The 13,703-nt window shown below is 52.3% G+C and carries 2 protein-coding genes (1 of these 2 cut by a window edge); one reads left to right on the plus strand and one right to left on the minus strand.

Annotated elements, in window-relative coordinates; genetic code table 11:
• Positions 1 to 3,670 carry the 5' end (the start) of a hypothetical protein gene (locus tag MXE39_RS07635; protein ID WP_246977995.1) on the minus strand. 10,727 nt of this gene lie to the left of the window's left edge, so the window shows 3,670 of its 14,397 coding nt (coding positions 1-3,670); the start codon lies at positions 3,668 to 3,670; its stop codon lies off the left edge, out of view.
• Positions 3,671 to 7,035: 3,365 nt separating this feature from the next.
• Here MXE39_RS07635 and MXE39_RS07640 point away from each other — a divergent pair.
• The gene (locus tag MXE39_RS07640) at positions 7,036 to 12,969 is read left to right on the plus strand and encodes an autotransporter outer membrane beta-barrel domain-containing protein (protein ID WP_246977996.1); all 5,934 of its coding nucleotides are present in this window, start codon (positions 7,036 to 7,038) and stop codon (positions 12,967 to 12,969) included.
• Positions 12,970 to 13,703: the final 734 nt, after the last annotated feature.

Below are 13,703 nucleotides of genomic sequence, written 5' to 3' on the forward strand. Positions count from 1 at the left end.
TAAGGTATGCAGGGACAGCCATGCTGATAGATGAGATGGCAGCAGGGGCTGCTGCTGGGCTCGATTCTGAGGCACTGGCAGTAGAGTCACCTGCTGAGGCGGCAATAGCATCTGAGGCTGAAAGGGATGAAGAGCCAGCAGTGCTGATAGACGAGGTGGCAGCAGGGGCTGCGGCTGGGCTCGATTCTGAGGCACGGGCAGTAGAGTCAGCTGCATAGGCGGCATTAACATCTGAGGCTGAAAGGTATGAAGGGCCAGCAGTGCTGATAGATGAGGTGGCAGCAGTGGCTGCTCGGACGGACTCTAAGGCACGGGCAGCAGAGTCAGCTGCTGAGGCGGCATTAGCATTTGAGGCTGTAAGGTATGCAGGGCCAGACGTGCTGATAGATGAGGTGGCAGCAGGGGCTGCTGCTGGGCTCGATTCAGAGTCCAGGGCAGCACAGTCAGCTGCTGAGGCGGCATTAGCATCTGAGGCTGTAAGGTATGTAGGGCCAGCAGTGCTGATAGATGAGGTGGCAGCAGTGGCTGTTGCTGGGCTTGATTCAGAGGCACGGGCAGCAAAGTCAGCTGCTAAGGCAGCATCTGCATCTGAGGCTGTAAGGTGTGAAAGGCCAACTGTGCTGAAAGATGAGGTGGCAGCAGTGGCTGCTGCTGGGCTCGATTCAGAGGCACGGGCAGCAGCATCTGCATCTGAGGCTGTAAGGTATGAAGGGCCAGCCGTGCTGATAGATGAGGTGGCGGCAGGGGCTGCTGCTGGGGTGGATTCTGGGGCCGGGGCAGCAGAGTCAGCTGCTGAGGCGGCATCTGCATCTGAGGATGTAAGGTATGTAGGCCCAGCTGTGGTGATAGGTGAGGTGGCAGCAGTGGCCGCGGCCGGGCTCGATTCAGAGCCATGGGCAGCACAGTCAGCTGCGGGGGTGCTATCTGAATCTGAGGCTGACAGGCTTGCAGAGCCGGCAGTGCCGGATGGTGAAGCTGGGACAGAGTCGGCCGGGCCTTGGCATTCAGTTGAGTCTGAGGCCGCTTTGGCTGCCGGGACCGAGCCTGGTACAGATGCTGACGCACAGGCAGCAAGGTCACTGACTGCGCGGCTCAATGAGTCTGCAGGTGCAGGGACGGTAAATGAGGTCAGGGCGCCAAAGCCCTCCTCTGCACTAAGAGCCAGGCTGTCCTGGCTACCATTGAGTGCATATGGGGCAGCACTGATATTTGGAGTGTGAGAGCTTTGGCACTGAGCACCGCCTGCCTGAGAGCAGGCAAAGCCGGCCCATGCTGCGGCATGGGCAAGGTTGCCCATATGAGCAAAGGCAGTGAGGTCAGGGGTAAAAGCTTTCCGGGCGGCTTTGCGGGAGGCGGACTTGCGGCCGGATGGTCGGTCAGCAAGACCTGCCTGTGAGGCCGCCTGCAGGGCATGACTGTAGCTTGAGCTTAAGGTGCGCTCATGGGCTGAGGAGCCGGATGTTATGCCTGAGGTAATGACTGCAGCGCCACGCGATGATGGCTTTTCCGGGCGGGCTGAATTCTGGGTCTGTGCAGTAGCGGCAGTGCCAGCAGCAGTACTTGAATTAGCGGCATGGGCAGCAGCATCAAGGCTGCTGGAATTGCCAGCAGTGACTGTATTGCAGGAGTTGCTGGAGCTGTCTGCAGTGCTCAGATTGCCCGCTGCGGCTGTATGGGCCGTAATGGCATTATTGCCTGCATTGCCATTATTAGCGGCATTGACGTCGGCAAAGGCAGAGTCAGCGGCAGCGGCTGAGTGAGCTGAAGCTCCCTGAGGCCCTGAGGCTGTATGGGCATAGCCTGGGGCAACAGACTGAACAGAGCTGTTGGTGTTGAGGGCGTAGATATAGGCAAGTACGGCCTGCTGAGCGTTTACGCCGCTAAAAGGAGACGTGGCCGGGAGCGCGCTCTGGGCTGAGGTTGCAGCTCTTATTGCAGCCGCAGCAGCGCTTGAGGCTGTGGCTGGTGCCAGGGATGATGGCGCTAATGAGCCTGAGGCAGATGTTGCCTGCAAGGTGGATGCATCTTGACCCTGGTGCCGGGTCTGGAAAGTATACAGGGCGGATGCTGCCTGAGCTGGGAATTGAGCCTGGGCAGGCGACTGTGCTGATGCCGGGCCGTATTGGAAGGTGTCTGCAGCGGCAAAGGACGCAGCAGCGCCTGCGGCATAGTACGCGCCATGGGCAAAGCTCTGGTACTGCGGGTTCACAGAGTCAGGGTGTGAGTCACAAAGACCACAGGATCCATAGTCAGAACTTATGTCATAGGCGTTGCCCCCGAGCATGGCCATGGAAACATCCACATAAGTGACGGACGCGTCACCAGAATCGTAAGCAGCGGTGGTACTGACAGATTGCGCTGGGGCGCTGTCTGAGGCGGATTGACTACAAGCGTCAGGTGAACTGTGGGCGCCTGGGTATGGGGAGGCTGCAGATGGCGCGGCTGATTCGTTTGATTCGTTAAAGCCCGCCTCACTGGACTCAGATAACTGACCCATGGAATTGAAAGCACGTGCCGTACTGCCTGCCTTCTGGACGGACAGGGATGAGAACAGCCAGCTGTGAGGCTCTGGCAGAGTTGGGCTTAATGCCAGGGAGTGGGCAGATAAGGCCTCAGGAGCGCAAGGCAGGAGCATACTGTGATGCCATGGCGTGCATACAGCAAGGCCCTCAAAGTCACAGAGGTCCGGAACAGCGTAATTGCAGGTACGGGCGCTTTGCTCGTCCATTAATACAAAGGGCAGGAGCTCACTGTGGGTAATGAGTATGTCTGAGCTGTCATACAGGGACAGGTGACAGTCCGGGTAGACAGAGCTCAAAGGGCCTGATGGACAGACTGGCAGATAAGGCGGCTCTGAAGAGGCAAAGTAAGGGGCTGACCAGTCGTGGGTAAAAGAGGGCATGCCCAGCTGCTGGACATCCTGCAGGCGTGAAGAGGCATCAAGCAGCAGGCGCAGCGAAGGAACCTCAAGGACGGTTTCACCCAGGGCCGGCATGACAAAGTCAGTACCTCTGTGGTCTATGGTGATATCGACCACTGAGTTGAGGTGAATGGACAGGCGGCTGATACCGTCAGAGTGAGCGGTACGTACCGACATGCCCGTACCGGCAGCCATACGGACGGAACCGGCTGAGGCAGCAGTTGAGGATAAAGACTCAGAGTCCTCATGAGGCTGATATTGAGAGGTGGCCGGGGCCATGCCATAGGCCATGTTACGGGCCAAGTTACGTGCCTTGCCAGAGGACATATCCTCAGACAGGCCGAAAACAGGCTCGCCATATTGCGGGGCGGCCAGGTACGCGGCTGTGGAGTTATAGGCAAGGTAATGCTCAAGCAGGACTGAACTTTGCTGACCGAACAGCAGGCCTGAGAGGGTGGCTGATGGGGGTGTTGCTGAGCTGCCTGCAGCAGGGGCAGGTACAGCTGGGACAGTTGCACTAGTGGCTGCAACGAGTGACTGATTAGCTTCTGGAGCGCTGCGTGTGGCAGGAGCAACTGGGGCGGATGCGCTGCCTGCGGCAGAGGCAACGGGGACGGCTGCGCTGGCTGCTGCAACAGGTGTCTGACTGGCCACGGTAGCGCTGCTGCGGGCATGCTCATGTTCAGAGGTGCGGGCGACTGAAGATGAGGCGCTCAATGAGTTAGCGTCTCTGGACAGTGACTTATGCATAATGCCTCCTGAACCGCAGCGGCAGTCTGTTTGCCTCCTGCTGAAGAAGAAAGATGAAAACGGGTATGAACAGGGAAAGTGTCAAGGGCCGCTAATGGCAGGCCAGGGTGACTGTGCAGGGCCAGTAGGCCGGGCAGGAGCTGATGGCTTTTGCCTGATGGCTTTATGCCTTATGGAAGCGCTGGTCGATTAGCGTAGCAATGGAACTCCATAACTCCCGGGCAGCGGTCTGGGGCTAATGCCGTATGCCATATGCTTTATTCCGTATGCCTTATGCCGTATGGCAGCACTGAAGGACGGTGTAGCCACGCAGAGTCCACAGAGGATTTACCGGTGCTGGCTTATGCAGGCACAGCTGTTTAGCGTGACCGTCCGGAGCCTGGGGCCTTGGCAACTGACGTCTATTCAGGCCGCATGACCACGGGCAGTCAGGCTCATGATGTCAGTCTGCAAATCCCAGAGGGACTTCACTGCTTCATGTTTAGACAGCAACGGGCGGCATGGGCGAGCTTGCAGGACCGCATGCTGAAGTCAGAGCTAATGACTAATGCCCAGGGGCTGAGTCAGGCTATTTGCGTGTCCATGCAGAGCCCAAAAGGGATTTACCGTTGCGGGCTTGTGCGGCACTGGTGATTAGCGTGACCGTCCGGAGCCTGTTGCCTTGGCAACTGACGTGGATTCAGGCCGCATGACCACGGGCAATCAGGCTCATGATGTCAGCCTGCAAATCCCAAAAGGGACTTCACCGCTTTATGTTTAGACAGCAGTAGGCGGCATGGGCGAGCTTGCAGGGCCACATGCTGAAGCCAAAGCTTATGACATATGCCCAGGGGCGGAATCAGACTGTTTGAGTGACCATGCTGCTCGCACAGGGGACTTACCGGTGCGGGCTTGTGCCGGTACTGGCGTTTGGCATGACCGTCCGGTGCCTGGAGCATTGGCAACTGACGTCGATTCAGGCCGCATGACCACGGGCAGTCAGGCTCATGGTGTCAGCCTGCAAAGCCCAGAGGGACTTAACCGCTTCATGCTTAGACAGCAGCGGGCGGCATGGGCGAGCTTGCAGGGCCACATGCAGAAGCTAGAGCTTATGACAAATGCCCAAGGGCGGAGTCAGGCTGTTTGAGTGACCACGCAGCACCCACAGGGGACTTACCGGTGCGGGCATATGACATTCAGGGCGATGGAACAATCATGCATAGCCACTGGTTGACTTTTGAGCGATGCTTTCATGCCGTAACTGAGCTCTAATTGCGTGTTTCCGCTTTGGAACACGCATGAGCCCCTCCGAAGGATTACAAACATGAATGCACTGTCGACACAGGCAAAACAGGATGTGCCCAGTGAAACAGGCTGTTACATGAGCAAGTAAGCATGGACAGTGACCTGAGCTTTGCTGTCGCTGTGTATATGGCTTTGCAAAAGCAGGCTGAGCTCAAACAGTGAAGTAACGCTGTTTTGCGACTTTTCAGAGAGCACATACACGCCTCATGCCTTTCATGGCTGCCTTGAAAGAAAACATTAGTCTGGCAGTTTGGCTGGAAAGCGACGTTTGCAATTTGCACCAGTGACTGATTGCAAACAGCAAAAGCCTGAATCATCCTGTTGAGACTGATAAATACCATCTGAGCTGTCATAACCGGTGATAGTAATATGCATGACCTTTACAGGTACACTTTTCCTATTTTTCTATTTTAGCTTATTGCAGACTTTGAGCCCAATGAAAATTGCCTGAAAGGGCACAGTTACCGGCCTGACAGCTGAAATTGCTACTGCAGTTTGTGGGCGGGCGCTGCCAGTATTTTTAATTTGCTTTATGGGTGACAAGGTATGTTCAGGTGCAGTGAGGTAAAGGGATGATGTCTTTGCCGGTAAGGGCGGGGAAGGTATGGTACAACGGAAGCGCCCAGGTACGGGCATATACAGCATCAACGTCCTCTGGGCGGGCGCTGTAAAAGGCATATGCCAAGGGCAGAAATGCGGTGGGAAAGCCTGCAAGCTCAAAGGCCAGACCACCTCAATTGAGCATGAATGGCAGCGGAGTCAGGCTGAATACCACAGTGCAGACAGGTGAGGAGATGATGGGGTCTGTGCTCGCAGCGGCGCTGGAAAGGGCAGGCGTGGACTTCATGGATGCATGGTTCAGGTGGGAAAAGACGAAGCCTGCTGGTGACTCACAAGACTGTAATTGAGGTGGGAGACCATACAGAAGTGCATCTTGTGTCACAGTCAGGCAGCACAATAAGTGACCATTAGAGCTCAAACGATACACTGAAATATACTTTTCTCAATGCGCCATTTAAGGGCAATCGCCGCGCTGCAAAACAGTTGGCACAGTAAAATTCGCGGAGCGAATTTTTATATGAACTTTAAGTTGGCACTAAGTATGCTTTTTTTTTCGTACCTCTGGCGATGGGCCCGTCTTTAAATTTCACAGCTCGTGGACCTGATATTTAAGCCATTTCTGGCAAAAATACTTGTCTACTAGTCTACCAGTTCTGTCCTGACCCTCCGCTCTGGACAGGAGCCCATTTTGGCACTCATGCGTAATTTATCTTTTCATACCTACGCACTAAATGAGAGCAGACGGGTTCTATTATTGTAGTTGAAACCTCGCCATCTGTCGCGCCTTTGGATGTTCTGACCTGCAAAATTCTCAGGTCCATCCTTTATGGTTCCTCAGAACAGCTTTTGCGCGAATGACGCTTACACGTCAGCAAAAGCATGGTACAGCATTAAGTAGCCAACCTTCGCAAGGAGTGGCAACGACACTGTCTGCCGGTGTTGAAAAAGCACCATGGCGTCCCAATCAGGCTTAGTACCCCTGAGAATGGGAAGACAGCGACGGCTTAATACTGTCCTTTTAGCCAGGCAAATTGCTCAACCAGCCGCACTGCTGAACTGGCTCGGCCAGTCCAGAGACTTACAGTCGGCACGCAGACTGAGCATGAAGCCGGGCATCCCCCTCAACTGCTTCAGCAGGCAAGGCTACAGCCCTGTCCTGCCCACGTCCAGCACCAGATATGGTGTCCCTCTGACATACGTCAACCTCTGCCTGACGCTTCCTGTCCCGACACATTGAACAAAAAGCTGCCCAGGCCCATGGCATGGGTATCGATGTGCCTGCACCATTCTGTCACCTCTTCACTGCAATCACGGCAATGGAACAATCCGTTGCCTGCAGTGTCCCGCATCAGACCACCACCGAAGTGAGGTGGTCTACAGGTTCCTGTGAATCCCTCTGAACTCTGACCGGCCAGCTCTGCCAGCCGGCAATTAAAAAAGCATTTACTACGACGAGTCAGAGGCACAGCAACACGCATCAGGCCAGAACGCCCACTTCATCAAAATTTTCAACAAACTAGATGAAACTTTCAAACAACGCCATCAAGTTTCTGATGGCTCAATATCGTGCAATCTACAAGAACGCCTACTTCAAGGGCATTGCCTCTGCCGTAGTCCTGACCGCAGGTATGGCTGCTGGCGCTGCTCAGGCTGCTAGTCCATCAGCTGCTGTAGACGACAAGGATGCTTGGGCAGGTCTTACCGGTGAAGTAGAGATTGTTGACGACACCAACAAGATCGATCTGTCTGGTGGTATTGATGGTTCTGCCGATGCAAATAACCTGACAGTTCTTGACCTGCAGTCAGGCGACAGCACTATTGCTACTACCGCCCAGTCTGGTGCAACAGTTACTGCAAAAAATGCCACTCTTAAAGTTTCCAGCTCAAAAGGTGGCGATGCAGCTACCCTTACTTTAAGTACCAATCAAGATGGTAAAAAGGCATCGCTGACAGTAGCCGCCCTGGATGTTATCAAAGGTACCGTTACTGTAGAGGGTAAGACTGCCTCCACTGCCGATTCAACACTGAATGCTGGCGTTATCTCAATTGGCAGCAGTGAAGGTTCCGCTGAAAGTAAGGTTGTTCTTGGCACTGCTTCTAACTTAGTTTCAGAAATTAAAGCTGGCGAGCTGTCTGAGCTGGGCAGCATCACCATTGGCTCTGCAGGCTCTATTGCGACAAAAACCGGCACCGCTAATGTGGAAAGCGTTGCCGTCAAGGCACCAACATTGAACATAAGTGGCGGTCTGCTTAAGGTCTATACTGCCGAAGATAAGACCTCTGCAATGACAGTCTCTGTCGTTCAGGGTGCTTTAAACGGCGGTAAGATTGAGGTAGGCAGATCCGGTGCTCTCACCGTTAACTTCGATAACACTAGTGGCATTAAGGAAAAAGGTAAGGACGCCGAGCGCAAGTTCGAACTGAACTCAGGTAATGTTACCCTTACCAATGAGCTCAAGTTCTCCGGTGCAGGTACTCTTTATGTTAAAGAAGCCACTATTACTGGTGGCGGTGACTTAAAGATTTCCGGCTCCGGCTCCGCAATTAATATCTCCAAGGATAAGCTCACCAGCTTAATTGGTGGCGCCAAGCTGACCGTTAAGAACACAGAAATCAAACTTAATGATAATGTGCTGGTAGATGTTGGCGGTATAGATTTTGGCAACGCCGCAGGTACTGGCAAAATCAATGTAGATACTGCTGTTACCGTATCTGCTGCTGACCTTCAGGTTAGCAAGCCTCTGACAGGCAATAACAAGAATTTAGTATCTGTAAAGGCTGACAACCTCACCCTTGGCAGCAGCACCTATGGTAATGCCAATGCTTTAGGCTTCAGCGGCGCAACAGCTAAGAATGTCACATTCAAGAGCAGCCAGGATGCTTTTAAGCTTCAGGACTCAGTAACCCTGTCAAACGTAAATAGTGACAAGGTTGCTCAGAAGGGCGAGATCTCCGGTAACCTCAATCTTGGGACAAGTGGCAAAGGCCTCACCATTGATGGTGGCAAGTACGAAATCGCCTCTACAGATACAGTTACATTAGGTTCTGGTAGCCTTACAGTAAAGAACTCAAGCGGTGCCTCTGAGTCTGTAATGACTGTAAAGGGCAAGCTTGAGATTGCCACCGGTGCAACCGGTCTTGGAACCGCCAAAGTAGATGGCGCAAAGTCCAAGTTAGACCTGACCCAGGCTAAGATTACTGTTACTGGCGATGGCAAAACTGGCGCAGCTGGCTTTGCAGCAGATAAAGGCGGTACCATTGTTATCTCAGAGGAGGCAATAAAGTCTGCACTGACTGTTCCGACTAAACCTCAAGCCTCAAAAGCTGCTATCTTTAAGATTGGTGAGAATGCAGAATCAACCCTTAAGATTGACGGCGGTTTAGCTATTGCAGCAGGTCACCTTAAGAAGGACGCTGCTGACTATGGTATCGACCTGCAAAAGGGTACTGTTGAAATCACTGGCGATCTGGTAACCAGTGGTGCTGATGCACTTGATCTTGCAGCTGCTACAGCCGATGCAGCTAACGCTAAGGTTGTTGCCAACACCATTTCCCACAGCAATGCTAACGCTGGCAATGCTACAGAGATCAAGAGCGGCAGCTTCTTTGTAAACAGCGGTCTGTCTACTGACTCTACTCTGGGTTTCAAGATTGCCAAGGATGGTAAATTAACCCTTGGTTCATTTGTTGATGTCAAGAACGACTCCGGCACTGTCCTGTACCAGACTGGTGTAGGTGGTGGCGAAATTGCTGGCGATCTTACTGTCAGTGGAGACGGCGCATCTGTAAAGGTAAACTTTGGCACATGGAATGCCGGCAAGATTGACCTTCAGAGCGGCTCTTTCATTGTAGGCGATACTGCAGCCAAGGACGCCAATGGCGATCTGCTTCAGACATCTATCGATGCAACTGAAGTTAAGGTTGCTGCCGCCAAGTCTATTACCTTAAACAAGGCAGCCACTCTTTCCGCTGACAGCCTGAAAGTTGATGGAACTGGCTTTATTGATGTTAATGGCAAGCTGAACATCAACACAAGCTATGACGGCAGCGAAGCAACTTCTGGCGACGTCTATGCACGTTACGGACTGACTCTTGGTGACGACGCCATCAAGATTAAGGAAGGTGGCACTGTAACCCTGGCTGGTGAAGGTGTTCTGAACGCTCTTGGCATTGTTGACGGCAAGGAAGTAACTGCCGACTCCATCACAAAGGGCCTTTCCGGTTCTAAGGGTGTATTTGCCGATGCTGGTTCCTTCGTTGATGCTAAGGGCTCTACCCTTGCTATCAAGATAGGTGACTCCGGCACTTCCTTTACTACCGAGGCTCTTGAAAAGTTAAAGGATGCCCTGTTCAGCGGCACCTTACTTGGCTCTATCGACATTGGCGCTGCCACCATGGGTCTGCCAATCAAGGATGTAGAGGGCAACAAGGTTCTTGACTGGAATGATGCTGCATTATCCCAGGCTTCCAAGGACGTAATGCCAACCTACAAGAACGATGAGCTCAAGGGCACTATCCTGGTTGCCAAGGACGGTGACACTGTTTACGGTCACGTGGCAAACATCAAGGTAGACTCTGCTGACGCAACCTCAATTAAGATTGACAAGAAAGCCTCCCTGAACAAGGCTGCTGAAAATGGCAACCTCGTATACAACAAGAAAGGCGAAGTTCTGGGCGTTGATATCCAGAAGGATGCCTATCTGACTCTTAACGCTGCCGGCAATGTCGGTGCTGTTAAGTTAGGCCAAGGTGCAACTCTTGATGTAGCAACTGCTGGTGGTACCACCAATCTGAACAGCGTTTCCGGCACTGGCGTTCTGGCTGCTTCAGGCAACCTGAATGTCAAGGAGGCAGTAAATGTTGGCAAGCTGACCTCTGTAGAGACCTCAAATATCTCTGTAGGTACCAACCTTACTGTAGGTGACACTCCATCCAAAGTCAGCGGCAAGTTAACTGTAGGCGGTAATGCTCAGTTCAAGGGTGCTACTACTGTTAACGGCGATGTCAACGTAGCAGGCACATTCAAGGCTGACAAGACTCTTGATACTGCCAAGGGCAGCTCCCTGAAGGTAACTTCCGGCAGCTTCACTGCAGCTGATGACGTTACTGCCTTAGGTGTTATCGAGGTAACCGGCTCAGGCTCAGTTGCAGACTTCAAGGCTGACGCAAAGTTAGCTGGTGATGGCAACAAGTTTGTTGACGTCAAGTTTGGTCAGCTCGCTGAGATCCATGGTGACACTGTTGCTGCTGGCACCGCTACAGTATCTGGAAACCTGGAAGTACGTGAGAGCGCAGGCTTTACAGCTAAGAAGATTGAGTTCTCTGGTTTAACTGCCGACAACTCTGGTAAGAGACTGAGCGTTGGTACTGCAGGCAGGGAAGAGACCTCCAAGGGCGCTGGTGATGGTGTTGCTCCATCCAATGCTTATCTGAGCGTCGAGTCCCTCAAGCTCAACGGTGCCTCCCTGGTAGTTGACCCAGACTACGATATGGGCGCATCCGTTGCCGCAGTTAAGGGCTTCTCTGATGCCAAGGCTGAGGCTGAAGGTGTACGTGGCTTTGCCGGTACTGTAGATGGCAATATCTACGCTCTGCAGAACTCCATTGTTGCTCTCGGCTCTAACGATGTTGAAGCTGTAAAGGGCACCTTTGCCAAGTACTTTGACGAAAAGGATGGTTCCCTTGGTGCAAATGGCATCTCCTCCATCGCCTATGTAGCTGAAAGCATCAGCGTTAAGGATGGTAATAAGATTGTCATTGACCCAGAAGGCACTGACGACAAGGTCAACAATGATTACCAGGAAGACTTTGACCTTAATATTTCTGAGAAGTCTGCCCTGGCCGTTGACTACCAGGCTGTAAAGGATGGCAAGACCGCTGTTACCTTTGCCAAGAAGGATGCCAAGGTCTATGTTGACAAGACAGATGCCAAGGTTCTTCTGACCGGTAAGGGCTTCTCTCCTTACTATGACATCAAGCTCTTTGGCAGTTCCGCTGGAAGTGGCTCTGTAAGCTTCGTCGATGGCTCTGCCACTGAATTAACAGTAGAAACCCTCAATGGTCTGTTCTCCGCAGTAATCACTGACCTGAACAAGTCTTTTGAGCTCGGCTTTAATGAGAAAAAGGCCCGCGTCATGATGGGTCACATCTCTGAGCCTGTTCGTGAGTCCATCATCACCTATACCATGGGTGACCTGAACTATACCGAGCAGGATCCTAAGAAGCTTGTTTCTGTTGTTGGCGATGCTACTGGCTACAAGGTAGATGCCAAGGGTTCTCTTTTAGGTGACGACGGCAAGGCAGTCGCTCTTGATAAGATGGATCCAACCGAGAAGAAGCAGCTGATTGCTGACGGTATCCTTAACGCTGCTGGTACTGCAGTAAGCAGCTACTTAACCAAGGATACAGAGGGCAATCTGTACTACATCCCTGAGAATGTTATCTTCAACGGTATTCTTGATGGCTCTCTTGATGCTGTCGACGCTGAAACTGCTGCCCGTCTTGCTGACTTCGGTGGCGTAGCTCAGGCTGCTCTGCGTGCTGGTAACACCACCTCTGACGCCATTGCTGCCCGTATGGGTGTAGGCGTTAACGGTACTGTTACCTTTGCTGCTAACGGTCAGGGTTCAGGCATGTGGGTAACCCCTGTCTACAAGACCGCTGATTCCGACAGCTTCGGTGCTGATGGCGTTGACTACGGTACTGACATGAACCTCTACGGCGTAGCCGTTGGTGCTGATGTCTCCGTAATGGAGAATGTAAGTGCCGGTGTAATGTTCAACGTAGGTTCCGGTGATGCCGACGGTCAGGGCCTTGGCTCCAACGTCAAGAATGACTTCGACTACTACGGCTTTGGTGCTTACATGGGTTACACCATGGGTGCTGCCTCCGTTGTAGCTGATGTTTCCTGGACCACCGTTGACAACTCTGTTGAGGGTCAGACCGGTCTTGGCACTCTGGCTGCCTCCATTGACAGCTCTGCTCTGTCTCTGGGTGTAACCGGCAAGTACGCCATGGACTTCGGCGGTGTTAACGTAACTCCACACGCTGGTTTACGTTTCACCCGCATCGACCAGGACGACTACTCTGTAGGTAACGGCACTGACGTATTCGCTCAGTACAGCTCCAACTCCATGAACGTCTTCTCCGTACCAGTCGGTGTAACCGTTGAGAAGGAGTACACCTTCGATGCCTGGAGCGTCAAGCCAGCCTTTGACCTGACCTTAACCGGCAACTTTGGTGATGACGAGACCTCCGGTACCGTTGACTGGGAAGGCATCTCCAACCTGAGCACTGACATCAAGTCAGAGTTCGTTGACACCTTCACCTACAGCACCGCCATTGGCGTTGCTGCACAGACCGGCAACTTCGGTATGGGTCTGGGTGTTAACTACACCGGTGCCTCCAACGTCAAGGAGTTCGGTGTTAACGCTAACGTACGTTACGTATTCTAATAACAGTTTGTGATATTCATTGTCACCGTAGCCGGGGCAGCCGCCCCGGCGTCTGGTGGTGATGCCACATCACGATTTCCTTGTAACCTTTACTAAGGAAGACTGTTATCAGAGCGTTGCATACGTATGCACACTCAAAAGGATTTACAAAGCATTTAAATCAAAACCATGCTCATGCCATGACAAACTCCCTGCACATGATAGGCAAGCTCATATGTAAGGAATGAGTCTGAAGCTTGAACACAGTACAGGTTTAATGCTTTACAAAATATTAAAGGCGACTTCTGGAACAATCCGGAAGTCGCCTTTTTCGTTTTGAGGCAGGCGCCACTGCAACTGCAACTCGATAATCTGGCGTGAATGAGTTTGAATTTTGGACGTTTTTAAACTGGATACTTGCTAAGCAAGTTATGCATAGTCACTTTACATAAAGTATAGTAGATTATTTATAAACTAGATAACAATATGACTATTAAGGAGATGTTATAGCAGACAGCAAACAGTCTAATACCCGACAAATATACCATGCCATTAGATACTTCATAATAGGTAATGTAAAGTATTAGATCTTAAGGTAATACATAATGATTGAACTGCGTGCCCCGATAGCAGGAAATCTTAGAAGTTCAAGGCACTCATGGTTATGCGGTTTGACTTTAGCTGCATATAGATTCACATTCTCCTAAGAGTGGCACATATAGATTGTTACGTGGCGTTGACTCCCATGACGTACT

Origin of the sequence: Anaerobiospirillum sp. NML120511 (assembly GCF_023050955.1) — a bacterium.
Lineage (GTDB): Bacteria > Pseudomonadota > Gammaproteobacteria > Enterobacterales > Succinivibrionaceae > Anaerobiospirillum.